Origin of the sequence: Granulicella aggregans, from assembly GCF_014203275.1 — a bacterium.
Classification (GTDB): Bacteria; Acidobacteriota; Terriglobia; order Terriglobales; family Acidobacteriaceae; genus Edaphobacter.
In genome coordinates this window covers 514,628-538,738 of the sequence record NZ_JACHIP010000001.1, presented here as the reverse complement: position 1 = coordinate 538,738, position 24,111 = coordinate 514,628, and the positions used below count along the sequence as shown (strand labels likewise).

Sequence of the window (24,111 nt, the reverse complement as noted above, 5' to 3'; positions counted from 1 at the left end):
GATATGGGGCACAGATTGTGACTGCGCGAGGCAGTGTCAACGCTGGTTGTCGGTGGCGGGTTCGGGGTGGATCAGGAGGCGGCTGACCTCAGGGGAGTCGAGTTTGAAGGCGTTTTCGAGCGCGGTGATGATGGTGTGGACACGGGACATAGGGAGGTCGTCCGGGAGGGTGCAGTGGCAGGTGACCTGAAGGCGGCCGGGATGGGGGCTCGCTGAGTCAGCATGGCTCGAGTTATCGCTTAGGCGGGTGACGATCACGTCGTGAACGTCGAGGATCTCGGGGAACTCGGTGGCGACGTTGCGGAGGCGGTTCTCGAGCAGGCGGTCGCGGTCGAGCGAGGCGGGCCGCTCGATGGTGGCGGGCTCGCTTTCGATGTGGGTGAGGATGGTGGCGATCGCTGGGATCTCCTTGCGCATCTCGGCTTCCAGTTGGGTGACGAGGGCGTGGGCGGCGGAGAGGGTCATGGTCTCGTCGACTTCGAGGTGCTGTTCGACGCGGAGTGCGCCGTCGTATTGCTGTACGCTGACGTCGTGGATGTTCAGATTGGCACGGGCGGCGACCGCGCGGATGCGATCGTGGACGCTCTCTGCGAGCGAGGCGGTGGGGACGGAGTGAACGACGACGTCAGCACCGGGAAGGACGCGCTGGACGGCTTCGGTCGCGGCCATGGTGATCTGCTCCGACCGCTGGAAGGTGAGGTTGCGGGGCATGCCAAGAGTGAGGTCGGCGAAGTAGCTGGAGCCGGAGCGGCGGGTGCGGACACGGTCGACGGTGAGGACGCCGTCGATGGCGGCGAGGTCGCGGATGAGTCCGTCGCGGACCTCGCGGCGGGTCTGTCCGCTGGCATCGGCGGGGGTGGCGTCGAGCAGGGCATCGACGGTTTGCGTCGCCAGGTGCCAGCAGACCTTGGCGATGATGACGGAGACGACGAGGGCGGCGATGGGGTCGGCGAACTCGAGCCAGGGGAGGTGATAGTGCTCACCGGCTGCGGTTGCGGCGAGGCCTAGCAGGACGGCAAAGGAGGACCAGATATCGGTGCCGAAGTGGAGCGCGTCAGCTTCGAGGGCCTCGCTGCCGTACTGGCGGGCGACCTTGCGTAGGTTGCGGGAGCGGGTGAAGTCGACCGCGATGGAGAGGATGAGGACCAGGAAGGGCCAGATGGAGAGGGTTACGGCGAGATGCTCGCGGGCGATGATGCGGCGGAGGGCCTCGGCGATGATCCAGAGGCAGGAGGCGAGCATGAGGCCGGTCTCGACGAAGGCGGAGAGGCTTTCGACCTTGCCGTGGCCGTAGTTGTGGTCGGCGTCGGCGGGGCGGTCGGAGACCTGGACGGAGAAGAGGGTGAGCGCGGCGGCGACGCAGTCGATGCCGGAGTGGGCGGCTTCGGACAACATGCCGAGCGAGCCGGTTAGCAGGCCGGTGACGAGCTTGAGGATGGTGATGCCGAGGGCGGCGATGACCGAGGCCAGGGCGGCGGAGCGCTTGTGGGACGCGCGTTCGGAGTCCGGCGAAGTTGCCGGGGGCTTCGGCGCGAGTTTGTCCGGCGCAGCCACTTCCATAGCTCGATGTTACAGGGTCAAAAGTTCCGGGCAGAAGTCGGCGTCCGGTCTGTATTGTTATTTACCGGACCGAATCGGCCGTAGTATCGGTCATGTGCGAGGCGAGAGACAAGGTGAGGCCATAGAGTCGCGCGAAGTACAAAGGCTAAATCCACTACGCCGCGCGATGGGCCCGCGCGGCTCCGGTCGAGATGACGGGTTTTGGGTTCCAACTGTAGCGATTGTGAGGGTGTGTGAAGACGAACGAAGGCGTGAACGGGGATTTGGAACGCAAGGGATTTGGGGATCTAAAGGACTTGGCGCTGAACCTGCACTGGTCGTGGAGTCGGGCGTCGGACGAGCTTTGGGAGCGGTTGGACGCGGAGTTGTGGGAGACGACGCAAGATCCATGGGTGATCCTGCAGACGGTTTCGAAGGAGACGATTACGGCGGCTCTTGGCGAGCCGGAGTTCTCGGGGCGGCTGGCCGAGGTGCTGGCGGGCACCCGGGCAGCGTATGCGGGAGATGCCTGGTTTCAGAAGACGCATAAAGATTCGGGGTTGAAGGCGGTAGCGTACTTCAGCATGGAGTTCATGTTGAGTGAGGCTCTGCCCATTTATTCAGGCGGCCTGGGCAATGTCGCAGGCGACCAGATGAAGGCGGCCAGCGACCTTGGTGTTCCCGTAGTAGGAGTAGGCCTGCTATATGGGCAGGGATACTTTCGTCAGCAGTTCGACAGCGCGGGGCGGCAGCGGGCGCTGTACCCGGTGAACGATCCGGGGCAGTTGCCGATTCGGCCACTGCGGCGAGCGAATGGCGAGTGGCTGAGGCTGAAGGTGCCGATTCCAGGGGTGACGATCTGGCTGCGCTGCTGGGAGGTCTCGGTGGGTCGGGGGAAGCTGTACCTGCTGGACAGCAACGACTTTGCGAATGCTCCTGAGCACCGCTGCGTTACTAGCCAGTTGTACGGCGGCGACGCGGAGATGCGGCTAAAGCAGGAGCTGGTGTTGGGGATTGGTGGATGGCGGCTGCTGCGGGCGATTGGCATCCAGCCCGAGGTGTGTCATCTGAACGAGGGTCATGCGGCGTTTGCGGTGCTGGAGCGGGCGCGGAGTTATATGCAGGATCACGGCGTGGGGTTTGACGTGGCGCTGAGTGTGACGCGGGCGGGGAACCTGTTTACGACGCATACGGCGGTGGCGGCGGGGTTCGATCGCTTCGACCCGGAGCTGATTCGGCGCTATATGACGACGTATGCTTCGCGGCTGGGGATCTCGATCAACGAGTTGCTGGAGATGGGTAGGGCAGACACCGGGGCTCCGGAGCCGCCGAACTCGAAGGAGCCGTTCAACATGGCGTACCTGGCGATGCACGGGAGCGGCCAGGTGAACGCGGTAAGCAAGCTGCATGGCGAGGTGAGCCGGGAGATCTTTGGGCCGCTGTTTCTGCGCTGGCCGAAGGAGGAGGTGCCGATTGGCTCGGTGACGAACGGAGTGCATGTGCCGACGTGGGAGTCTGAGGCGGCGGACAAGTTGTGGAGCGGAGCGTGCGGTCAGGGCAGATGGCTGGGGACCCCGTGCAGTGCGGATGATGTACGCGGCATGAGCGACGAGGCCCTGTGGTCGATGCGGACGGAGTGCCGCAAGGGGCTGGTGGCATGGCTGCGGGAACGGTATGCCCGGCAGCTTGCGCTGGACGGCGAAGATCCGGCTATGGCGGCGTTCATCTTCCGCGAGGACGTGCTGACGATCGGATTTGCTCGGAGATTCGCGACGTACAAGCGGCCGGACTTGCTGCTGCATGATCCGGAACGCCTGCTGCGGCTGCTGACGAATCCAGAGCGGCCGATGCAGCTTGTGCTGGCGGGCAAGGCGCATCCGGCGGACATGGCGGGGCAGGCGCTGATCGAGAAGTGGAACAAGTTTCTGAAGCGCGAGGACGCGCGGACGAAGATCGTGTTTCTGAGTGACTACGACATGCGCGTGGCCAAGGAGATGGTTCAGGGGATCGACCTGTGGGTCAACACGCCGAGACGGCCGTGGGAGGCTTCGGGCACAAGCGGGATGAAGATCCTGGTGAACGGCGGGTTGAATCTATCGGAGCTTGATGGCTGGTGGGCGGAGGCGTATGACTCCGCAGTTGGTTGGGCGCTGGGCGATGGCAAGGAGCACTCCCAGGATCCGGCGGTGATCGCAGAGCAGGACGCGATTGAGGCGGACGCGATGTACCGGACGCTGGAGACGGAGGTTGCGGCGGACTTTTATGCGAGAGAGGGCATCGCGCCGCCTGCTCGGTGGGTGGCCCGGATGCGGGAGAGCATGGCGCAGATGACGGAGCGGTTCTCGGCAGCGAGGACGATTCGCGAGTATGCGGAGGAGCATTACATTCCGGCGGCGAAGGCTTATGCGTCGCGGTCGGCGGATGGCTCGGCGATTGGGGTGGGGATGGCGGCGTGGCGGAGTGAGATCGATAAGAAGTGGGCGGGCCTGCGGTTTGGGGCTTTTGAGATGACGGCTGTGGGTACTCGGTACGACTTCAAGATCGAGGTGTTTGCCGGGGAGTTGAGCTCGGATGCGTTCAAGGTGGAGGTGTATGTAGCACGGGGGTGGGCGGTAACGGTGCAGCCAGTATTGCTGGCGCGGAGTGAGGAAACGGGAAGCGTTGGGGCGACGGTGTTTACCGGATCGGTGGCGGCGGATCTGCCGGTAGAGGCCTATATTCCCCGGGTCGTGCCGTATTTTGCGGGGGCTTCGGTGCCGTTGGAGGCGGGGGAGATTTTGTGGCAGCGATGAACTTGTGGCGGACCCACCCATGGCCAAAGGCGAGCCATGGATGGGGCACCCGGTTGTGAGGCGAGGCTTAGGGCTTGGTGGCGCGGTAGAGGCCGGCGGTGCCGAAGGTGTAGCCGGTCCATTGCGCGTCTTTGAAGCCGGCTGCGGCGATCAGTTGTTTCATGCGCGGCGGGCGGGGAAAGCGGGCTACGGACTCGGGCAAGTAGGTGTAGGCGTTGCGGTCGCCGGAGATCATGCCGCCTAATTGGGGCAGGACTTTTCTGAAGTAGAGGGAGTAGAGCGCGCCAGTGAGGCCTTCGGGCTGGTTGCACTCGAGGATGCCGATCTGGCCGCCGGGGCGGAGGACGCGATGGAGTTCGGCCAGGCCCTCTTCGTAGTTGGCGAGGTTGCGGAAGCCGAAGGCGGCGGTGACGAGGTCTACGGAGTTGTCGGCGAGCGGAAGGTGGAGAGCGTCGGCTTCTATGGGGATGATGTTGTGGGGGGCGAACTTCTGCGCGCCGCGCGAGAGCATCTGGTGGGAGAAGTCGAGCGCGAGAATAGGCGCGTCTTGTGTTGACTTGGGCCGGTGTTTGTAGAGGGCCATGGTCATGTCGCCGGTGCCGCAGCATAGATCGAGGACGATGGCTTCGGGGCGGGCGAGGATACTGCGGAAGTTGCGGGCCGCACGCCACCACCACCACCGGTCGATGCCGACGGAGAGGATGTGGTTCAGCTTGTCGTAGCTGGGTGCGATGGTGTCGAACATCTGCTGGACTGATTGCGCAGCGAGTTGATCGGTCGAAGTGCCGGTGGGGCGGGCGCCGGTGGAGAGTTCATGTTCGGGCTTTGCGGCAATCATGTGGTTTGGGACTTCATCAGGGAGAGCATCTCGTTGGCTGCGGTGAGGAGTTCAGCGTCGGTGACATCGAAGGCGATCTCGGTTGCGCCGATGCCCTTGGCGAGGACGAAGGCGCGTTTGCCGCTGCGGGTCTTCTTGTCGCTGGATGTAAGGGCGACTAGCTTTTCGGCCTTCGCAGTGAAGCGTGGGAGCGGGCCGTACATCAGGATGGTGGCGATGATGCGGTCGGCTTCTTTTTGCGTGACCGTGCCGCGATGGAGCGAGACGTAGGTGGCGGCGATCGAGCCCCAGCCTACGGCTTCGCCGTGCAGGAGCTTTTTGTAGCCGGTAGCGGCCTCGATGGCGTGGCCGAGAGTATGGCCGAAGTTGAGGATCATGCGCAGGCCGGACTCGCGCTCATCTTTGCTCACTACGTCGGCTTTGACGCGGACGGAGGCGGTGACTACGCGGGTTAGAGCGGCGGGGTCACCGGAGAGGATGGCTTCGGAGTTCTGCTCCATGTAGCGAAAGAGCTTGGCGTCGTAGATGATGCCGGACTTGATGGACTCCTGCAGTCCCGCCCGCAGCTCCGCAGGGGGCAACGTTGCCAGGGTGTTGGTGTCTGCGAGGACGGCTAGCGGGTGGTGGAAGCTGCCGATGAGGTTCTTGCCGGCGAGGAGATTGACGCCGGTCTTGCCGCCGAGCGCGGAGTCGACCTGGGCGAGCAGCGTGCTTGGGAGCTGCACGTAACGGATGCCGCGCATATAGATGGCGGCGAGGAAGCCTGTGATGTCACCGATGACGCCGCCGCCGAGGGCGAGCAGGAGCGAGTCGCGGTCGGCGCCGGATTCGGCTAGCTGCTGGGCGAGCGATTCCACACTGGCCATGCGCTTGTGGCGCTCGCCGGGCGGAAGGAAGAGGACGGTCGGCGACTCTTTGAAGGACGACAGGACGGTCTTCGACCAGAGGCCCCAGATTTCGGGAGAGGTGACGATGAAGACCTTCGGGAGCTTGCCGTTGGTCAACTTCAACAGGCGCTTTTCGAGAGTGTTGAGGAGGCCTGCGGCTATGACGATCTCGTAGCTGGCGGAGGGTGTTGTGAGTGATACCGAGGTCGAGCATGATGTTTGTTGCGGCACAGTATCTTCCATCTTAACCCAGCGGCTTGGATGGGGCCCACATCTTCGAAGCAGAGTAGCATCTTGGTATGGAAGAGGTTGGGTTTCTAGTGATAGGTGGCGGGATCGCGGGGCTTAGCGCGGCAGTCCGGCTGGCGGCGGTGGATACGGTGCTGGTGGTGACCAAGGAAGAGCTGGCGGAGTCGAATACGGCTTATGCGCAGGGTGGGATCGCGGTGGCGATGGGCGGCGGCGGGGATGTCGCCGAGCACCTGGAAGACACGGTGAATGCGGGCGATGGGCTGGTGAATCGCGAGGCCGCGGCAGTGCTTGTAGAGCAGGGTCCGAGGCGTGTCGAGGAGCTGCTGGCGTGGGGGACGGAGTTCGATCGGGCGAGCGCTGCTGAAGGTGGCGGACTGCTGCGGACGCGTGAGGGAGCGCATAGCCGATCGCGGATTCTTCATGCGAACGGCGACGCTACAGGTCGTGAGATTGCCGTTTCGCTGCTGCGCCATGCGCGGGAGACGAAGGGCATCACGCTGATGGAGTTCACGACGACGGTGGATCTGATCACGGAGGTGATCGACGGCGTGAAGACGGTGGTGGGAGCGGTGCTGCTCGACCGCGAGGGCAAGCTGCACAACGTGTATGCGCGGGCTGTGTTGATTGCTAGCGGAGGAGCGGGGCAGGTCTATAGCGATACGACGAATCCGGCGGTGGCGACGGGTGATGGTATCGCCATGGCGTACCGTGCGGGGGCGGCGCTGAGTGATATGGAGTTCTATCAATTCCATCCGACGGCGTTTGCGAAGGAAGGCGCGCCGAGGTTTTTGTTGAGCGAAGCTCTGCGTGGCGAAGGGGCATGGCTGCGCAATACGAAGGGCGATTGCTTCATGCACAAGTATCACGAGATGCTCGAGCTTGCGCCGCGCGATGTCGTGGCAAGGGCGATCACGCGCGAGGCACTGGATGGGCCGGTGTATCTCGACATGCGGCATATCAAGCGGGACATGAAGGCGCGATTTCCGGGGATCTCGAAGTTCCTTGAGGGCTATGGTCTGGAGCTTGCGAAGGACCTGATTCCGGTGCGGCCTGCGGCGCATTATTTGATGGGTGGGATCAAGACCGACGTGGATGGAAGGACATCGTTGCCCGGTTTATTTGCGGCGGGTGAGGCGGCTTGCACGGGAGTGCATGGAGCGAATCGGCTGGCTAGCAACTCTCTGTTGGAGGGGCTGGTGTTTGGGGCTTTGGCGGCGGAGGCGATGATGCAGGAAGAGGGGATCAGGGATCAGGGAGAAGTGGCGCTGGCTGAGCCGTTGGTTGAGCTGGACACTGCGAAGGTGGAGGCCTGGATTTCTGACGTGCGGAAGATTATGTGGGAGGATGCCGGTCTGCTGCGCGAAGCCGAAGGCTTGAAGCGGGCGGAGACGCGACTCGATGCGCTGGTGCGAGGGATTCCTCGAGGGTACTCGCGACGGGCGGTGGAGGCTCGGAGTTTATTCACGGTGGCGTTTGTGATTGTGGCTTCGGCGCTGGGACGCGAAGAGAGCCGGGGGGCGCATTATCGGAACGACTTTCCGCAGAGGGATGCTGTGGGGCTGCATTCTGTTATGGAGAAGGGGAAGTTGTCGTTTGTGGCGTAGAAAGATCGGGTGGCGAGATCCCACTCATCGCGATGGTGCTGCGATGAATGGGGCACATGGGATTCGTGGCTGAAAGGGTCTAAAAGTGGTGGCTGGCGAGCAGTGTGGCGGGTCCTTCGCTTCGCTCAGGATGACGGCTCCTGAGTGTGCTCGAATCCAGAAACTAGACGGAATAGGGGAAGGTGCCTTCGGTCGGCGACCACTTGTAGGAGCGCATAGAGCCGTCCTGGACAGACTTCCATGTTTGGGGCGTGGTTGAGTCGATGACGTTGGCGGGCTGGGCTTGAGAGGTTCCAGCGGCGGCGATGGCGAAGGCTTCCGCGATGGCATTGCGTTGTTCGTTGCCGATGGCGTTGGGGCTGGGTGAGATGAAGAGACCGGTGCCACTGCGGGCGAGAAGATCCATCCATTGCTTGTTGAGCTGCCACGGGATGTCGTTGGTGATGCCGACGCAGTCCGCGTCGACGGAGAAGAAGGTGCGGTCCTGGGCGACACGGTAGGCGAGGGTGTTGATGCCCATGCGGCGGGTGCGCTCCCAGTCTTTGCCGCTGGTGTCGTCGCCGGTGCGCTGCATCTCGAAGATGCCCGCGGAGAGGTGGCCGACGGTGTTGCAACCTAGCAGGATGGTGTGGTCGCCTGCGGCGGTGCGAAGGGCCTTGTAGTAGTCGAGGAGGATCTCGGCGTTGGTGCGGGTGCGATCGTTGAAGTGCCAGCCCGGGATGGTGGGTGATGGGCCCATCTGGGAGCCCCACTGGCCGAGGAGATCGTAGGTGGAGAAGTCGTGCTTGACCAGTTCGTACTTCCAGTCGACGACTTCTTTCATGATGGCGATGGCCTTCGCGTGCGCTTCGGGGATGGTGATGTCGTAGGCGAGCTCGTCGCCTGGGGAATGGAAGTGTTTCTGTGGCAGTAGCAGTCTGGAGTTGGCGGCTGCGGGGGCGATGGTGGGCCTGATCCAGATGCCGGGGCGGACGTTGTGGGAGCGGATCTTTTCGGCGAGCTTCGCCATGTCGGGGAAGGCCGGATTGCTGCGCCAGCCGTCGTCGATGACGGAGAAGGGGCGTGGTCCTGTGCGCGGCGCTAGATCTGCGACCAGGGCGGTGTCGCGGAGGATGCCCGCTTCCGTGTTCTTGCCATAGGCGTAGTACCAGTCGTTTGTTCCGTAGATCGGGCCGCTGGGCAGACGTGGCTTCGGACACATCTGGCGGCAGAGAGCGGCGATGGACTCCGTTGGGGGTTCGCCGGGGATGCCGAAGCGGGAGACGATGGTGGCGGCGTGGAGTTTGCGCTGGCCGAGCAGAACGCCGGAGCCGCCGTTGCTTACGTCGAGCCAGAGTGAGACGCCGGATGGGTCGACCTGCCAGAAGCAGAAGGCGCTTGCGCCGGTGCGGACGCCATAGGTGTGGGTCGTCTTTGCAGCGGGATCGTGCGTGGCGAAGTACCACGGGAGCACTCGTTCCGGGACCATGGTGCGGAAGGCGAGGTCGCCGTAGCTGCGTTCCCATGCGTCGCCTAGGTAGAGAAGGTCGGGGGCGACTTTGAAGTTCCAGCGGAGATGAATGCGGGTAAGCAGAGTGGTAGGGGCGGTAATGGAGATGGCCAAATCGTGGGATGAGGCTTCGGTGCGGAGTTCGATGCCGGGCGCCTGCCAGAGCGCGGCGTTTCGGGTGAGGGGAGTCGCGCTCGTTGACGATTCGGCGTAGACGGCGGCGTAGTCAGGGATGCGGAGAATGTTGAAGAAGGATGGCGGCGCGGCTTTGATAGTGGTCGCGGATGCGAGGGGAGTTGCGGCTGCGGCTGCCGCTGCCCCGAAGAAGGTGCGTCGCGAGATGGGGTTCAAGGGCACACCCTCGTTTCTGGTGGTGGGTCGTTAGAAGAGTAAGAGGAGCAGCGGGACTGCGATTCCAGTGACGAGCAGGGCGGTGACCCATGACTTGCTTCGGTTGTACTTGTAGGCCATGTAGATGCCGGTGAAAGTGGAGATGACGAGGCCGATGGAGACGAGCAGGAAGAAGAGCTTCATGGGGAGAAGGTTCTTCGGCTTGGGGGCGGCTGCATCGGGCTGCGATGCCGGCTTCGACGCGGATGGCGATGATAAATCAGCGGGTTTCGCGGGTGCTGCTGCGGGAGCGGGTGGCTGGGGCCTGCGAACGGGGACGACGAGCGTCTGCTTCTTGTGCAACTGGCCGAGCTTTACCAGCCATGCAGGCGGCTTGTAGTCACTGCCTTTGGTGGTCTCGTGCAGGCTGAAGGTCTGGAGCGCGCCGGTGATCGCGAAGAAGAGGATCGCGGGAGAGATGAACACGCCGAAGTAGAGATGGATCTGGCGAAAGAGTTTCAGGGTAGAGGCTTTGGATGGCATGTCTCACTAGATTTTAGCTTCGGCATGAGGCTTTGCGGGCATTAAGAGCGAGAGGGCGATGCAGACGCCGAGGAGACCTACGATGACACCGAGCGAGATCATGGGGCCAATCTCGAACCATGCTGAGCCGAGCATCTTGATAGCAGCGAAGGCGAGGACGGCGGCGAGGCCGTAGTGCAGGAAGCGGAGTTTTTCAAGCATGTTCGCGAGCAGGAAGTAGAGCGATCGCAGCCCCATGACCGCCATGATGTTTGACGTATAGGCGATGAAAGGGTGGCGAGTGATGGAGAGCACGGCGGGGATAGAGTCGAGGGCGAAGACGACGTCGGTGAACTCGATGGCGATGAGGGCGAGGAAGAGCATGGTCATCATGCGCTGGCCGTTCTCGCGCACGAAGAAGTGGTCCTGCCGCAGACTGACGGGGTGAAGCTTTGCGACCCACTTGATCCAGACGGGCGTGGTCTCTTCCTCTTTTTCGTGAGGGAGGACGAGGCGGACGGCGGCGACGAGCAGGATCGCGCCGAAGATGTAGCCGATCCAGTGGAAGTGATCGAGCAGACCTACGCCTGCGGAGATGAAGGCTCCGCGCATGACGATGGCGCCGAGGACTCCCCAGAAAAGGACTTTGGGCTGGCGGTGCGGCTCGATCTGGAAGACGCGGAAGAGGAGGAGGAAGACGAAGAGGTTGTCGATCGATAGGGCTTCTTCAATGGCGTAGCTGGCGAGGTATTCGACGCCGCTGGCGGAGTCGATGGTGTGGAAGATGAAGGCGGCGAAGCCGAGGGCGGCGGCGACCCAGAGGATGGTCGCGGCGACAGAGGTGGACTGGACTTTGGATGGGCCTCGCCAGCGCGAGTAGACGAGCTCGAGCGCCAGCAACGCGAGGATGAGGAGGTGAAAGCCGATCCAGTGGCTTAGCGGGGTCGCGACCATGTGTCTTTGATGGTATCGCGTGGGGTTCGTTGCTATGGAAATGCGAAATGCGGGGTCTCTCCACTGCGCATTGCGATGAGTCGCAATGCTTTGGTCGAGATGACGATTCTTGGGTTGGCAATTTTCCGCAGAAGCCTGCTCTTCGCCTTGATGTATGTCTTCGCAGAGATAGAATGGTCGCTATGTATCGTGCCCTCATCGCCTTCGCCGCCATCTTCTGCACGCTGCCCCTTGCCGCGCAGACTTCGATGGGTTCGTTGCCTCCGACACACTTCAAGGACACTTCCCTCCTCAAGCCACCAGCCGGAGCGAAGATCGCCATTGTCGAGTTCGAAGACCTTGAATGCTCCGCTTGCGCTCACGCTTCGCCTATCGTCAAGACCGCCATGGATCGCTATAGGATTCCGCGCGTGCACCACGACTTCCTTATCCCGAGCCATAGTTGGTCGCGGACCGCCGCCATCGACGCGCGGTACCTCGAAGACAAAGTCTCGCCCGCAGCTGCGGAGAGCTTCCGCCGCGACGTCTTCGCCAACCAACAACTAATCGCGGGCGTAGATGATTTGCAGCAGTTCACGCGCAAATGGTTTCAATCGCACGGCCAGCAACTGCCCTTCGTTGTTGACCCCTCAGGCCGCTGTGCCGCCGAGGTTCAGGCAGACTGTACGTTCGGGGTACGCGTCGGTGTTTTCCGTACACCTACCATCGTGGTGGTCACGGCCAAACGATGGATTGAAGTCACCGACCCGACTCAATTAGACGCAGCCGTCGACCGCCTTCAGGCAGACATGAAATCGCCCGCGAGATTTGATCGTAACTAAGAGAATTTTCGCTTCGCGCGTAGTGACGGCATCTCGAGAGCAAATTACTTGCGCTGGTCGATGAGGTGGATCATCTCAAGGAATAAGTCAGCGGAGGTTTGCAGGGACTTCGCGCTGATCTTGTCCATTGTGTCCTGGGCGGTGTGATGGTAGCCGTCGGGGAGTTGAGCGGTGTGGGGGCCATAGTCGAAGTCGCCGATGTCGAGGACGGGGACGTTGCGCTGCTTGAAGGGCAAGTGATCGTCTAGCTCGGTGGTCGAGGACTTGAAGACGTTGCTGCTGTGGCCGGTGTTCTTCGCGGCGGTGGCTAACAGATCGCTGAGCCACGGGGTGGAGTTGCCCTCGCGAGGGATGTTGAGGTCCTTGTCGCCGATCATGTCGGCCAGGAGGAAGGACTTGATCTTGGTGATGGTCCCGTCTTTTGACCACTTGGCGGCCAGGTGGCGCGTGCCGTAGAGCGAGTCAGAGTCTGACCACTCCTTGATAGCCTCTTCGCCGTCGTCGAAGACGATCCAGACGCTATAGCCCTCGGGTGGGTGGGCGCGGAGGTAGTGGGCGATCTCGATGAGCAGGGCGGAGGTGCAGGCACCGTCGTTGGCGCCGACGAAGTTGATGTCCCTGAGCGGGTAGTTGGTCTCGTAGTGCGAGGCGAGGACGATGACGCCGTCCTTCTTACCCGGGTAGCGCGCGATGTAGTTGCGCATGGGCACCATGCCGATGGGCGTGGAGGCGACGAAGCTGTCGGTTTCGAAGGTGCCCTTGGCGATCTCGGGTGCAAACTGGCTTTTGATGAAGGCCTCGGCGGCGGCGTGGTCGGGTGAGCCTACATAGCGATGCGGCGCGGCGTTCACATACTGCTGGGTGAGGTTATAGATGGCCTGGCCGCTGATTGCGCCGGTAATCTTCGACTTCTGGGCGGAGCAGGCTAGGGTCGAGAGGACGCAGAGGGAGATGGCTAGCTGGCGGAGTCTGACGGCGAGAATCATGCGGCCTTAGGTGTTTCTTTCTTCTTGGTCGGATTGACGATGAAGGCTGCGACTACGCCGACCATGTAGAGCACCAGCATCGGCAGGGCGAAGAGGCACATGTAGATTGGATCGGGCGACGGGCAGATGATGGCCGCTACTAAGAAGATCAGCAGGATGGCGTAGCGGATGTGCTTGAGCAGGAACTTGCCGTCGACGATGCCGAAGAGGGCAAGGAAGAACATCAGCACGGGAAGCTCAAACGTCACGCCGAGTGCGAGGACGATGGCGAGGAAGAAGCCGGTGTAGTCCTCGATGGTGATGATGGGGTTGAACTTTCGGCCGAAGTCCACGATGAGGACCTTGAGCATGCCGGGCAGGACGAAGTGGTAGCCGAACCATGCTCCGCCGAGGAAGAGGGTGACGGTGGTGCCCATGAAGGGGACAATATACTTCTGCTCGTGGCGGTAGAGGCCGGGGGAGATGAAGAGCCAGAGCTGATAGAGGATGAAGGGGCTGGCGAGGATCGCGCCACCGTACATCGAGGTCTTCAGGTAGAGGTTCAGGCCGTCGGTGGGGTGGGTGAAGTTGAGCTTGATGTGGAGCTGGTCGAGCGGGGCCTGGACGATTCCGTAGAGGCGCTCATGAAAGGCATACGCGATGCAGAAGCCGATGAGCAGATAGATGACGGAGTGAATGATGCGCTTGCGGAGCTCGTCGAGATGCTCCATGAGGGTCATGCCGGGAAGGTCGACGCGGTCGGTGACGGCGGTGCGGGCCTTGTCGATGAGGTCAGCCATGGAGGGACTCCTCGGCGGTGTTTTCGCTGGTCGTAAGGCCGGCGGTGTCGGTGTGGCCGTTGGTGTAGCGGTTCGGGCGTTGCTCAGAATGCTCATGCTCTGCGGCTGCCGCGGGCTCTTCGTGTGGGATGGAGTCGACAAGCGGTGCGATGGAAGATGAGGCGAGCGTTGTGGTCCGCGGCTGCGGCAGGCCCGTGGCGGGCGGCATAATCTTCAGGTCACCCGAGACGGCAATGGGGAGCGGTTCCACTTCGCCGATGGGGACTTCGGGTGTGGCTTCGATGGACGCTGCTTCGGGGCTGTCTGTAGGAATAGAGCGGAGCTGCGGGTTGTCTTCGGGGCAGTCGTAGGCTGTCGTACCAGGCTCTGGCGTTACAGGATCGGTTCCGAGGACGGGTGCCGGCGGCGGTGCAGCTGCCTCAATCTTGGCGATCTCTTTCTGGCGGTCGGCCTGCTCGGAGAGACGCAGTTCTTCTTCCATCTGCATGCGAAATTCGTTCGAGGCGCGGCGGAACTCGCCCATGAGCTTGCCTAGCTGGCGAGCGATCTGGGCAAGGCCCTTGGGACCGAAGAGCAGAAGACCTAAGAGGATGATGACGGCGCTGTCGCCGAGACTCGGCATAATCTTCCTATGATACGGGTTCGAAAGGGACTCAACAAATGTGGCAGGAGTGTTGCCAGAAGATTATGCGATGATGAAAGTGGGCGTGCTGGCAATGCCAGATTCGTGCATCGTTTCGGTGGCGACCTCGTCTAAAGTGTACGTTCGGCAGAGGTCATCGGACTTCTGACGGACGAGTAAAGGGTTGCAACATCCCCGTGGGTTGGGTGCTTCGTGTTCGGACTTCGAGCATGGGTACAGCGAATCCACTGCAACCGCGCAGTGAATGCTTTCAACATCCCCGTTCTCGAGCGGCTGCAGCTATGCAGGGCTCGCTGGACTGAAGGCGGAGTTACTTTGATCGATCTACTGGAAGAAGCCCCGGCAATAGCCGAAGGCGCAGCTACAGGGGAGAATTGTTCCCTCGACCACTATCTTTCCCAACCCGACCACACGATGGACGCGCGGATTGCTGCGGCGCGAGCGAAGCTTGGAACCGATGTCGTTTTGCTGGGACACCACTATCAGCGCGACGAGGTGATCCGGTTCGCGGACTTTACCGGCGACAGCTATAAGCTCTCGAAGATTGCTGCTGAGACTCAGGCGAAGTATATGCTGTTCTGCGGCGTTCACTTCATGGCGGAGACGGCGGACATTCTGGGCAAGCCTTGGCAACAAGTGATCCTGCCTGACTTAAACGCGGGATGTTCGATGGCGGACATGGCAGAGATTGGTCAGGTTGAGGACTGTTGGGACTCGCTGGAGCGGGTTGGGCTGACGCATGAAGGCGGATTGATCCCGCTGACGTATATGAACTCGGCTGCGAATATTAAGGCGTTCTGCGGCGAGCGTGGCGGGCTGGTGTGTACTTCGTCCAACGCGCGAGGAGCTTTTGAGTGGGCGTTTGCTCGCGGGGAGAAGATTTTGTTTCTTCCGGACCAGCATCTTGGGCGGAATACCGCCTTCGCGATGGGGATTCCGATGAGCGAGATGGTTGTCTGGGACCCGTATCAGATCAACGGCGGTGTGATGCCGGACCGTCTGAAAGCGGCGAAGGTGATCTTGTGGAAGGGACACTGCTCTGTCCACCAGAGGTTTCTGCCGGAGCATGCCGATCGCGTGCGTCGCGAAGAGCCGGGGATGCAGGTGATCGTGCATCCGGAGTGCCGCTGGGAGGTCTGCCAGAAGGCGGATGCGATTGGATCGACGGAGCGGATTATCGATGTGATCGATAAGGCGCCGGAGGGTTCGAGCTTCGCCGTCGGCACGGAGATTCATCTTGTGAACCGGTTGGCTAAGCGGTTTGCGCCGCTGGGCAAGAAGGTCATCACGCTGGACGATTCCGGATGCCTGTGCACGACGATGTACAGGATCTCGCCGCAGCATCTGGCGTGGACGCTCGAGAACCTCGTCGAGGGCCGGGTGGTGAACCGTATCAAGGTGGATGACGATGTAAAGGAATGGGCGAAGGTCGCGCTCGACAGGATGTTGGAGGTCAAATGAGTAAGACGTTCACGTTGTCCGAGGCGCAGACGCTGCTGCCGGTGCTGGAGTCGCTGCTGCGTGGCGCGCAGAAGATGGCGGGGAGGGTGAGTGAGCTGGAGAGCGAGATGCAGGAGTTGAATCAGCGAATCTTTCTCTCGGGTGGGATGCACGTCGATGTCGTTGCCGCCGCAAAACGCCGTGGGGAACGGGAGAAGGCGATCGAGTCGACGAAGGAGACTTTGGCGGAGATCGACTCGATTGGTGTGCAGGTGCAGTCGCTTGAAGATGGGCTGCTGGACTTTCCCTGCATGGTGAGTGGGGATGTGGTGATGCTGTGCTGGAAGATCGGCGAGCCGGGCATCAGCCACTGGCATGGGCTGGAAGAAGAGTTCAGCGAGCGGAAGCCGCTGGACGCGCGCTTCGACAAGAGTGAGCGGGAGCGGCTGAACTGAATCGACCGTGATAGGCTTCGGCTGGGTTCCCTTACTCCAGTTTGCCGAGGTGTGCACCGATGAAGCTCTCACTCGCGCTCGTTTGCCTGCTCTGCCTTGTTCCAACATTGGCTCGGAGCCAGAAACAGACGCAGGAGGCCGCGCAGAGCAAAGCGAGCGATCCGTCTGCCGCTCTACGAAACAAGAGGGACTTCGTCTTCATCCTGGAAGACGATGCGACGCACCAGCCGCTTGCGGATACCCAGGTGGATCTTGAGGCCACAAGTAGCGATGGAGCTGTTGCGCCGATTCCGGGCACTACGGATTCTGCGGGGACGATCTCCGCGTCGCTGAACCCTAAGCTCACCTATTCCATCACTGTTCACGCGGTTGGCTATGACGACGTGACCGAGAATTGGAGCGCTTCGGGATTATCCCTGGAGATTCCACTGCACGCCAATCCGAATGCGGTGCGCAGCCCGTACCTGCAACCGCAGCAGGAGCCGGAAGTCTCTGACAGCGGCCAGGCTCCTCAGCCTCAGCCTCCGGATATCAAGGCGCAGATTCGCACCTTCCTGGTGGGGCTTTTCTTTGTAGTGCTTCCGGTTGCGGGCTTCTTTGTGTTGCGCGAGCTTGCGGTGCGAACGGTTCACTTCTTCATGATGCGGCGTGGGGCTCCGAAGCTGGCCACAGCGCCGGTTGAAGAGCCGGGGCCGACGCCGGAGGTGATGCCCGGCTTCCTGGAGATGAATACGCTGAACGGGATTCTGCTGAGTGGTCCGGCGGAGGCGCGGGTGCTGCGCGCTGAAGGAACAAGCGGACGCAAGCTGAAGATCTTTGAGTTGTCGCTGCTGGTGCAGGTGTGCGGGCTGGCGTGTGCGGTAGGTTTGATCGCGTGGCTGATGCCCACGGTCTTTGCGGCCGACATCATGCAGATCGGAATAGGGTCGGCGGCGCTGCTGGTCATCGACGCCCTGCTGGCCTTCTATGCGTGGACTACGTGGCTGCAGGGTGCGCGGCTGGTGGAACTGCTGGCGGGGCTCTCCGTGGTGGCGACGATTGCGATCACCGTGGTTGGGCTGCGCGAAAAGATTCCAGTGTTTCTCGTGATTCCAGCGGTGGTCCAGATTGCTTGCCTGGTTCAGGGGTTCCGCAAGCTGCGCGGGGATGCGCGGAAGGATGGCAACAGAAAACTGGTGATCCTTCGGGTCTTTGGGTCGGACAAGAATACTGCGTTTACGTTTGGCAAGCTGATGGAGCAGTGGCGGTTCATCGGGTCGTTTCTGACGATCGTGGACCCGGCTTATATACGGCATCGGTTCTCGGTATTGGCCAGGGGGAGTGAGGGCCGGTCGCTGGGTGTGACGCTGACGGTGGGTACGCTGGCGGCACTGGCCGACCAGGGGGCACGTTTTGCGCCGCTGATGCTTCCGCAGGTGATTCCGACGGCTTGGGCTTCACTGCCTCCGGATCAGCTCCTGACTCGCGTCCGAGCTGTCCTGTACCTGGTCCTGGCGGTCATCGCCGTGATTCCGATGCTGGTCTATATCTGGCGTCACTTTTTGAAGTCGCCGGCGCAGGCGGTTGCGGGCGTGGAGCGGGTGAGTCGATCGACGCTCAGTCTGGAGACGGATTATCACGGGTCGCCGTTCTTCTGCTACGACGATGTGTGGCAACCAGCGGTGCGGAATATGCTGTCGGTTGCGGATGTGGTGCTGATGGATCTGCGCGGATTTTCGGCCGAGCGGCAGGGTTGCGCGTATGAGCTTGGCGAACTGGTGGACCACTATCCAGTAGACCGACTGTTGTTCCTGGTCGATGCGTTGACTCCGCGGGATCTATTGCACAAGCTGATGTTGGAGCGATGGGCGAAGATGCGTGGTGATTCGCCGAACCGCGCGATTGCGGAGCCGATTATCCAGCTCTATGAGACGGCGGACCGGTCTGCCAGCGACATTCAACATATTGCGAGCTTGCTGTCGGCGTCGCTGGATGGACGGGTGCAGGCGCGGGCGCAGCTGATGTATTGGGGAACGGGGGAGCGGGAGGCGGGAGACTTGTGGCCGACCCACTCATCGCAATGAATGGGGCACAGCGTCGTGGGTCCCAGAGCGATGACAGCCTCCTGGATGAGGGAAGTTGCGAGCTTTTCACATGCTTTCCGTGTGCCATTTTTTGACGGCGGGAGTCGAACATGGCGTCCGTCAAATACCTGTGTCTTCGTCTGGGGACTTCCCGGAAGCGGCTGTGGTTGAGAAGATGGATAGGCAAGTTCAGGAGTGTGGGCCGGTGGCAAAGGGATTGACTGCTCAGATGAGTTCCAAAGCGAGTTTCCTCAGGATGTACGGCGCCCTTGCGGTTCTGGCCGGCTTGGCTTGCATGACGGGATGTTCCGGGTTTTTCCCGCCGCTGAGCAGCGGGAGCGGGAGTGGATCCGGCACGACGACGGGCAACTTCGTATACGTGGCGAGCTCTTTCACCAGTACGTCGAGCGGGACGAGTTCCGTGTACTCGATTACTGGATTCGCGATTGGCTCGGCCGCGTTGACGGCGATCTCCGGAGCGACCGAGTCGCTGCTGTTTGCTCCGCAGACGCTGGCGGTGACGCCGACGAACAGCTACCTCTACGTTGCCGGGTCGGGAGTGATCTATGGCTATGCGATCAACGCAACTACCGGAGCGCTGACGCAGGTACTGACGGCGACGAGCGGACAGGCTCTGGCGAATGCGAACATGGTCTCGATGGTGGTGTCGCCGGACGGTAAGTGGCTGCTGGGGCTGGACGTCAATCAGAGCGCGGTGGTGATCGACGAGTTCGGGATCGATACCTCGACGGGACTTCTGACGCTGGAGGCGGGAGCCACGCAAGCGCTGACGAGCGGGGCGACGATTGTGGCATCGAACCTGGCTATATCTCCGAAGGGCGACTATCTTGCTGCTTCGTTGGGAACGGGCGGGCTGGTGGATTTCACCTTTGCGACGGGAACGGGCCTGGTGACGCCGGCGGGTCAGCTTACGGCTTTGACATCTTCGAGCGCGGACCAGGCAGCGGTCTTCGATTCGACGAGTTCGACGCTGTACGTTGCTGTGAGTGGAACGAACGCTGGCGTGTATCCCTACACGATCGGCAGTGGAGGGGCCCTGACCCAGGTGAGCGGAGCACCGTTTTCGCTTGGGACTGGGGATACGATTCCGGGACCGGCGTCGATCCTGATCGACAAGACAGGGAAGTATCTCTACGTGGGCAATCGGACTGCGGGGTCGATCTCCGGTTTTTCGATCGCAACGGGAGGCGTGCTAACGGCGTTGAGCGGGTCTCCTTATGTTGCGGGAACGACCGTGACTGCGCTGGGGTACGACAGCACGGGCGACTACCTGCTTTCGACGGCGTCGGGAGGAAGCCCGGACCTAGAGATGTTCAGCTTCGATGCGACGACTGCGGGCAAGCTGGATACGTCGACGACGGCTTCGACTGGCGATCCGACGGAGCCAGCGGGAGCGGTGGCGATCGCCCTGACTCACTAGTTCCGATTGCGTGATGAATTCGGCAGGTGATCCAGCGGAGTAATACGCTGGGACGATGCAGCGCGCGATAATGAGTCTCAGGGCAGCAGGTGTGCGGAGCGCTGCCCGGAGGCCTATTGAAGCGTTTCGGATGGATGGTGGGGCGGGGACTGGCATTGGGGTTTGCAGTGTTGCTGGTCGGGGGCTGCTCCCGGTTCAAGAGCAAGCCGGAGGCGGTGTACGTCTACGTCACGGCGAAGCAGACGTTTCTCCGGGACCGCGTTGCCGCCGTCTCGAACCGTACCGGCACGGTGGAGAATGGCCAGCGTCTAGCGGTGCTCGAGCGCGGACGGCGGTTCCTGCGGGTGCAGACGGACAAGAACGAGACCGGGTGGATCGACGAGAAGGCAGTCGCGACGCAACAGATCTATGACGAGTTCACGAAACTCGATCAGGATCATGCGAAGGATCCGACCGTGGCGTCGGCGGTGGTGCGGGACGAGGTGTACCTGCACATTGCTCCGGGGCGGTCGACGGAGAAGTTTTACCGATTGGCGGAGGGCGAGCGGCTGAGCCTGATCGCGCGGGCGTCGCTGCCGAAGGGCGGTGGGCCGAATCCGAATGCGAAGCCGGCGCCTGCCCGGAATCCGAAGCAGGCTGCGATTCCGGGGGCGGCTACGGGAATTCCGAAGGCTGGCACCGAGTCCACCCCAGCGGCAAAGGCACCTGCGGCACCTGCGTCGGATGCGAAGGCCGGTAAGAGTGCTACCAGTGCGTCGACCGAGAAGGCGGCAGGTGCCGAGCCAGAGCCGCCACCGCCGATGGAAGACTGGTGGCTGGTGCGGGACTCGCATGGCCGTGCGGGGTGGATGTTGAGCCGGCTGATGGACGTGGACGCGCCGGACTCGTTGCTGCGGTATGCGGAGGGGCAGAGGATCGTCGGGGCGTACCTGCTGGCGAAGGTCTACGACCCGGATGCGCCGCAGGATGACAAGAATATTCCCGAATATCTGACGGTGATGAGCCCGTACAAGGCTGGGCTGCCTTATGACTTTGACCAGATCCGAGTGTTCATCTGGAACGTGAAGAAGCATCGGTACGAGACGGCGTTTCGCGAGAAGAATGTCGAGGGGTATCTGCCGGTCGAGCTAAAGATGATGGAGGATACAGGTGGGAAGGCCGCGAACTCAGCGACACCGCTGCCGGGATTCAGCTATAGAGTACTGAGGGCTGACGCTCCGCCGGTGGTGCCAGACCCGATGACGGGATCAATCGTTCCGGGAGCCACGGTGACGAAGGCCTACCGGCTGGAGGGGAACATCACTCGCCGGATGGTGCCGCCGCTGGGTGTCGCTTTGCCGGATCTCGCGCATCCGGAGCCGGTGACGGAGAAGAAGGATAAGAAGAAGGCGAAGCGACGGTAAGAGGCGAAATGCGGGGATTCTTCGTTAGCTCAGAATGACGGCCAGGTAAGTTGATCAGGCGTAGAAGCTGGCGATGGCGTCTACTACTGTGCGCTGCTCGTCTTCGCGGAGCTCGGGGTAGATGGGGAGAGCGAGGACCTCAGCGGCGGCGGTCTCGGTGACGGGGAAGTCGCCGGGCTTGTAGCCGAGCGAGGCCAGGCTGGTCTGCAGGTGCAGCGGAATGGGGTAATAGATCTCGGTGCCGATCTGGCGGTCGGTAAGGTGCTGGCGGAGGGCGTCGCGGCGGGGAGCGCGGATCACATACTGGTGAAAGACGTGTCCGGCGCGTGGGTCGGTGATGGGGAGGACGATGCCGTTCTGGGTGTCGGCAGCGGCTAGACCGGCGGCGGTGAAGAGCGAATCGTAAATCGCGGCGCAGGTGCGGCGGGCGGCGTTCCAGGCTGGAAGGTAGCGGAGCTTTACCTCGAGGACGACGGCCTGGATGCTGTCGAGGCGCGAGTTCCAGCCCACTTCCTCGTGGATGTACCGTTGCCTCATGCCATGGGCGCGGAGTAACTGGGAACGATCGGCGATCGCCGCATCGACCGTGGTCACCAGGCCGGCATCACCAAAAGCGCTGAGGTTTTTTGTGGGATAAAAGCTGAATGCGGCGGCATCGCCGAGCGATCCTGCGGGCGATCCGTTCCAGTTTGCTCCAAAGGCTTGGGCCGCGTCTTCGATCAGGCGGAGCGAAAATTCTTCTTTGATAGTGCTGAAACTGTCCCAGTCGGCACACTGGCCGTAGAGGTGAACGGGTAGGATGGCGGCTACGCGAGTTCCGGGGAGGTTGCCCTGGATGAAGCGGATTGCATCTCTGACAGCGACGGGCGAGAGGTTGAAGGTGGCGGGGTCGATATCTGCGAAGACCGGCGTTGCGCCACAGCGCAGAATGGCGCTGGCGGTGGCGAAGAAGCTGAAGGGCGTGGTCACGACGAAGTCTCCGGGGCCTACGCCAGCGGCGGCCATGGCGAGCCAGAGGGCGTCGGTTCCGCTCGCACAGCCTACTCCGAACGGGGCATTGCAGGCCTGGGCGGCGGCGTGCTCGAAGCTGGAAACGGCAGGGCCGAGGATGAACTTCTGGCTAACACAGACCTCTTCGACGGCGGCCATGACCTCCTCGCGAATCGCGGAAAACTGGCGGCTGAAGTCGAGCATCGGAACAGGAGCGGAGGTCGCGGTGGTCACAGTACAATGGTACAACCACGAAAGTGGCATTGCCGGATCGCATACCTTGTTGAAGAGATTCCGTCTCTTCAGTTGAAAGTTCTTGTATATCCCCGTATCGTTGTGACGTCCAGTTGCATTAACTGCAAACGCCCTTGCCAATGACTGCCAGGTAGAAGGACTTTTTACGGTCTGGCAAGATTCGCATTCAACCCCAGAAGGAATTGAATAGAGGAGATCGGCACTATGGATTCCAAGCCGGCACAGAATATCCAGGACACGTTTCTCAATACGGTCCGTAAGGATAAGAGTCCCATCACGATTTATCTTGTGAGCGGTGTGAAGCTGACGGGAAAGATCCGCTCTTTCGACAAGTACTCGGTATTGCTCGAGAACAACAGCCAGGAACAGCTCATCTTCAAGCACGCCATCTCTACGGTGGTGAGCGGGCGCGCGGGGATGCATCTTGACCTTCGCCCGGAGAAGGCGGAAGGCCGGGTGGTGCCCTCGTCGGGCGGCCACGTCGGTTCGGCGAGCGCTATGCACGCCGATGGTGCCGCTTCTCTCGATCGCTAGGACACCACTGCCTGTGAGTCGTCGGATGATCGGCTGATTAGCGTCTCATTTCGGGACGTTTCGTACTATCTCTGATTTCCCTTGAGGTCCACTGTGCCTCGGCTACCGGTTCGCGTCCCCGCTTGCGGGGATGCGCATTCACCTGTCGGCGCATGCTGAAGCGATCAATTCGGGAAGCTAAAATTTCTCCTCGCGCAGCGACAGCGTGATGGCTGACGGGCGATGATGTTTCCGTGTACTATTCGTGGGTCAGATCAGGAGAAGTGCAGCTGAAATTAGAACAGGCCGCCTGAAGGGGAGCGGAGGTGGTGTCCCCTGTCACGCGGCCTGTGCGACCCAGATCATAGGGCCTTCAGATGAGTTTTATTTTAGGCTGCTGACGGCGAAAGTCAACCGTTATCGGCGGAGAATTGAACAAAATTCGTGCGTCCGGTAATCGCGATACTTGTGCGATTACCGTCGTTTGATTCATTGACACTCTAGTGAGTGCTTTGCTAAAAATATAGGGACACGACTGTAATAAAGCTCTTCCACTCAACGCTGGCGCACACCCCCCGCCTTGGCCAGCCAGGCAACAGGAATCATAACGGCATAGATCTACCCGCTAGCCGACCTCACTATGGAACAAATACTGAATCAACTTGGTGGACTTATGCTCGGCTCCGTGCCGACTATCCTGCTGTTTCTGCTGCTAATTGCCGCTTATAGCGTGTTGGTGCAGGGACCTCTCAATAAGGTGCTGGCAGAGCGCCGGGCGCGTACCTCTGGAGCAGTAGAGCAGGCGCGCGGTGCCATCTCCGCGGCGGAAGCTGAGACGGCCGTGTATGAGGACAAGCTTCGCGCGGCGAAAGCTGAGATCTTCCAGGCCCGCGAGCAGAAGCTTAAGGCGCTGAACAGCGAGCGAGACTCCAGTTTGGAGCAGGCGCGCACAGCGACACAGGAGCGGCTGAAGGTCGCGAAGAACGAGATTGAGCAGTCTGCGGCAAGCGCGCGGCAACAGATTGAAGGCGCGAGCGCGGCGCTGAGCACGCAGATCCTGCGCGCGATCCTTCCGGCCGGCGTGCCTCCGGAGGCAATTCAGTGAGGCTATCCGG

The 24,111-nt window shown here is 61.7% G+C and carries 20 protein-coding genes; 10 read left to right on the top strand and 10 right to left on the bottom strand.

Annotation, left to right across the window (positions count from 1 at the left end; genetic code table 11):
• Positions 1-36 precede the first annotated feature (36 nt).
• Positions 37-1,560, bottom strand: a complete 1,524-nt coding sequence (locus HDF16_RS02195) for a cation diffusion facilitator family transporter (protein ID WP_184213522.1) — start codon at positions 1,558-1,560, stop codon at positions 37-39.
• A gap of 233 nt (positions 1,561-1,793) precedes the next feature.
• Here HDF16_RS02195 and glgP point away from each other — a divergent pair, with 233 nt between their 5' ends.
• Complete coding sequence (gene glgP, locus HDF16_RS02190; RefSeq protein WP_184213521.1) at positions 1,794-4,331, top strand: alpha-glucan family phosphorylase; 2,538 nt, start codon at positions 1,794-1,796, stop codon at positions 4,329-4,331.
• Between the two features lie 67 nt (positions 4,332-4,398).
• On the opposite strand, the gene ubiE is transcribed toward glgP, so the two are convergent.
• Together ubiE and aroB are read right to left on the bottom strand one after the other, a co-directional pair.
• On the bottom strand, positions 4,399-5,169 hold the full coding sequence (gene ubiE, locus HDF16_RS02185) for a bifunctional demethylmenaquinone methyltransferase/2-methoxy-6-polyprenyl-1,4-benzoquinol methylase UbiE (protein WP_184213520.1): 771 nt from the start codon (positions 5,167-5,169) through the stop codon (positions 4,399-4,401).
• Positions 5,166-6,287 carry a 3-dehydroquinate synthase gene (gene aroB / locus HDF16_RS02180; RefSeq protein WP_348641219.1) on the bottom strand — a complete coding sequence of 374 codons (1,122 nt, stop codon included), beginning with the start codon at positions 6,285-6,287 and terminating at the stop codon, positions 5,166-5,168. The genes ubiE and aroB overlap by 4 nt, the downstream gene beginning before the upstream one ends.
• A gap of 68 nt (positions 6,288-6,355) precedes the next feature.
• On the opposite strand from aroB, the gene nadB reads away from it, so the two are divergent.
• Positions 6,356-7,912, top strand: coding sequence for an L-aspartate oxidase (gene nadB / locus HDF16_RS02175; RefSeq protein ID WP_184213518.1), 1,557 nt, complete (start codon positions 6,356-6,358; stop codon positions 7,910-7,912).
• Positions 7,913-8,075: 163 nt separating this feature from the next.
• On the opposite strand, the gene HDF16_RS02170 is transcribed toward nadB, so the two are convergent.
• From HDF16_RS02170 to HDF16_RS02160, 3 genes are read right to left on the bottom strand one after another with little or no spacing between them, the layout of a single operon-like run.
• Positions 8,076-9,752, bottom strand: a complete 1,677-nt coding sequence (locus HDF16_RS02170) for a hypothetical protein (RefSeq protein WP_184213517.1) — start codon at positions 9,750-9,752, stop codon at positions 8,076-8,078.
• Positions 9,753-9,782: 30 nt separating this feature from the next.
• Positions 9,783-10,274 (bottom strand): PepSY domain-containing protein, encoded by a 492-nt coding sequence (locus tag HDF16_RS02165; protein WP_184213516.1) that lies wholly within the window; start codon positions 10,272-10,274, stop codon positions 9,783-9,785.
• A 6-nt stretch (positions 10,275-10,280) separates the two neighbouring features.
• Positions 10,281-11,207, bottom strand: coding sequence for a TerC/Alx family metal homeostasis membrane protein (locus HDF16_RS02160; protein WP_184213515.1), 927 nt, complete (start codon positions 11,205-11,207; stop codon positions 10,281-10,283).
• A 182-nt stretch (positions 11,208-11,389) separates the two neighbouring features.
• Here HDF16_RS02160 and HDF16_RS02155 point away from each other — a divergent pair, with 182 nt between their 5' ends.
• Positions 11,390-12,028, top strand: coding sequence for a DsbA family protein (locus tag HDF16_RS02155; protein WP_184213514.1), 639 nt, complete (start codon positions 11,390-11,392; stop codon positions 12,026-12,028).
• A gap of 44 nt (positions 12,029-12,072) precedes the next feature.
• Here HDF16_RS02155 and HDF16_RS02150 read toward each other — a convergent pair whose 3' ends face one another.
• The 3 genes from HDF16_RS02150 to HDF16_RS02140 are packed head-to-tail and all read right to left on the bottom strand — an operon-like array spanning position 12,073 to position 14,415.
• The gene (locus HDF16_RS02150; RefSeq protein ID WP_184213513.1) at positions 12,073-13,014 is read right to left on the bottom strand and encodes a M28 family peptidase; all 942 of its coding nucleotides are present in this window, start codon (positions 13,012-13,014) and stop codon (positions 12,073-12,075) included.
• Positions 13,011-13,793, bottom strand: coding sequence for a twin-arginine translocase subunit TatC (gene tatC, locus HDF16_RS02145; protein WP_184213512.1), 783 nt, complete (start codon positions 13,791-13,793; stop codon positions 13,011-13,013). Before tatC ends, HDF16_RS02150 begins: the two co-directional genes overlap by 4 nt.
• Positions 13,786-14,415 carry a twin-arginine translocase TatA/TatE family subunit gene (locus HDF16_RS02140; RefSeq protein ID WP_184213511.1) on the bottom strand — a complete coding sequence of 210 codons (630 nt, stop codon included), beginning with the start codon at positions 14,413-14,415 and terminating at the stop codon, positions 13,786-13,788. The genes tatC and HDF16_RS02140 overlap by 8 nt, the downstream gene beginning before the upstream one ends.
• A gap of 336 nt (positions 14,416-14,751) precedes the next feature.
• Between HDF16_RS02140 and nadA the strand changes: the two genes are divergently transcribed.
• The 5 genes from nadA (at position 14,752) to HDF16_RS02115 (ending at position 21,238) form a co-directional block, all read left to right on the top strand.
• On the top strand, positions 14,752-15,897 hold the full coding sequence (gene nadA, locus HDF16_RS02135; protein ID WP_246408586.1) for a quinolinate synthase NadA: 1,146 nt from the start codon (positions 14,752-14,754) through the stop codon (positions 15,895-15,897).
• On the top strand, positions 15,894-16,331 hold the full coding sequence (locus HDF16_RS02130) for a DUF2203 domain-containing protein (RefSeq protein WP_184213510.1): 438 nt from the start codon (positions 15,894-15,896) through the stop codon (positions 16,329-16,331). Before nadA ends, HDF16_RS02130 begins: the two co-directional genes overlap by 4 nt.
• A gap of 59 nt (positions 16,332-16,390) precedes the next feature.
• Positions 16,391-18,394, top strand: coding sequence for a hypothetical protein (locus HDF16_RS02125; protein ID WP_184213509.1), 2,004 nt, complete (start codon positions 16,391-16,393; stop codon positions 18,392-18,394).
• Positions 18,395-18,569: 175 nt separating this feature from the next.
• Positions 18,570-19,835 (top strand): lactonase family protein, encoded by a 1,266-nt coding sequence (locus HDF16_RS02120; protein ID WP_221312427.1) that lies wholly within the window; start codon positions 18,570-18,572, stop codon positions 19,833-19,835.
• A gap of 116 nt (positions 19,836-19,951) precedes the next feature.
• Complete coding sequence (locus tag HDF16_RS02115) at positions 19,952-21,238, top strand: SH3 domain-containing protein (RefSeq protein WP_246408584.1); 1,287 nt, start codon at positions 19,952-19,954, stop codon at positions 21,236-21,238.
• A 54-nt stretch (positions 21,239-21,292) separates the two neighbouring features.
• Here HDF16_RS02115 and HDF16_RS02110 read toward each other — a convergent pair whose 3' ends face one another.
• Positions 21,293-22,462 carry a DegT/DnrJ/EryC1/StrS family aminotransferase gene (locus HDF16_RS02110; protein ID WP_348641218.1) on the bottom strand — a complete coding sequence of 390 codons (1,170 nt, stop codon included), beginning with the start codon at positions 22,460-22,462 and terminating at the stop codon, positions 21,293-21,295.
• A gap of 225 nt (positions 22,463-22,687) precedes the next feature.
• Between HDF16_RS02110 and hfq the strand changes: the two genes are divergently transcribed.
• A complete protein-coding gene (gene hfq, locus HDF16_RS02105; protein ID WP_184213507.1) occupies positions 22,688-23,017 on the top strand; it encodes an RNA chaperone Hfq in 330 nt (109 codons plus the stop codon).
• Between the two features lie 619 nt (positions 23,018-23,636).
• Positions 23,637-24,101 (top strand): ATP synthase F0 subunit B, encoded by a 465-nt coding sequence (locus HDF16_RS02100; RefSeq protein ID WP_184213506.1) that lies wholly within the window; start codon positions 23,637-23,639, stop codon positions 24,099-24,101.
• Positions 24,102-24,111 lie beyond the last annotated feature (10 nt).

What these genes read in the sequence shown, in the direction of transcription:
- HDF16_RS02195 (WP_184213522.1), bottom strand. Translation starts at nt 1,560, where the DNA reads ATGGAAGTGGCTGCGCCGGACAAACTCGCGCCGAAGCCCCCGGCAACT.
- ubiE (WP_184213520.1), bottom strand. Translation starts at nt 5,169, where the DNA reads ATGATTGCCGCAAAGCCCGAACATGAACTCTCCACCGGCGCCCGCCCC.
- nadB (WP_184213518.1), top strand. Translation starts at nt 6,356, where the DNA reads ATGGAAGAGGTTGGGTTTCTAGTGATAGGTGGCGGGATCGCGGGGCTT.
- HDF16_RS02165 (WP_184213516.1), bottom strand. Translation starts at nt 10,274, where the DNA reads ATGCCATCCAAAGCCTCTACCCTGAAACTCTTTCGCCAGATCCATCTC.
- HDF16_RS02160 (WP_184213515.1), bottom strand. Translation starts at nt 11,207, where the DNA reads ATGGTCGCGACCCCGCTAAGCCACTGGATCGGCTTTCACCTCCTCATC.
- HDF16_RS02155 (WP_184213514.1), top strand. Translation starts at nt 11,390, where the DNA reads ATGTATCGTGCCCTCATCGCCTTCGCCGCCATCTTCTGCACGCTGCCC.
- HDF16_RS02150 (WP_184213513.1), bottom strand. Translation starts at nt 13,014, where the DNA reads ATGATTCTCGCCGTCAGACTCCGCCAGCTAGCCATCTCCCTCTGCGTC.
- tatC (WP_184213512.1), bottom strand. Translation starts at nt 13,793, where the DNA reads ATGGCTGACCTCATCGACAAGGCCCGCACCGCCGTCACCGACCGCGTC.
- HDF16_RS02140 (WP_184213511.1), bottom strand. Translation starts at nt 14,415, where the DNA reads ATGCCGAGTCTCGGCGACAGCGCCGTCATCATCCTCTTAGGTCTTCTG.
- HDF16_RS02130 (WP_184213510.1), top strand. Translation starts at nt 15,894, where the DNA reads ATGAGTAAGACGTTCACGTTGTCCGAGGCGCAGACGCTGCTGCCGGTG.
- HDF16_RS02125 (WP_184213509.1), top strand. Translation starts at nt 16,391, where the DNA reads ATGAAGCTCTCACTCGCGCTCGTTTGCCTGCTCTGCCTTGTTCCAACA.
- HDF16_RS02120 (WP_221312427.1), top strand. Translation starts at nt 18,570, where the DNA reads ATGGATAGGCAAGTTCAGGAGTGTGGGCCGGTGGCAAAGGGATTGACT.
- hfq (WP_184213507.1), top strand. Translation starts at nt 22,688, where the DNA reads ATGGATTCCAAGCCGGCACAGAATATCCAGGACACGTTTCTCAATACG.
- HDF16_RS02100 (WP_184213506.1), top strand. Translation starts at nt 23,637, where the DNA reads ATGGAACAAATACTGAATCAACTTGGTGGACTTATGCTCGGCTCCGTG.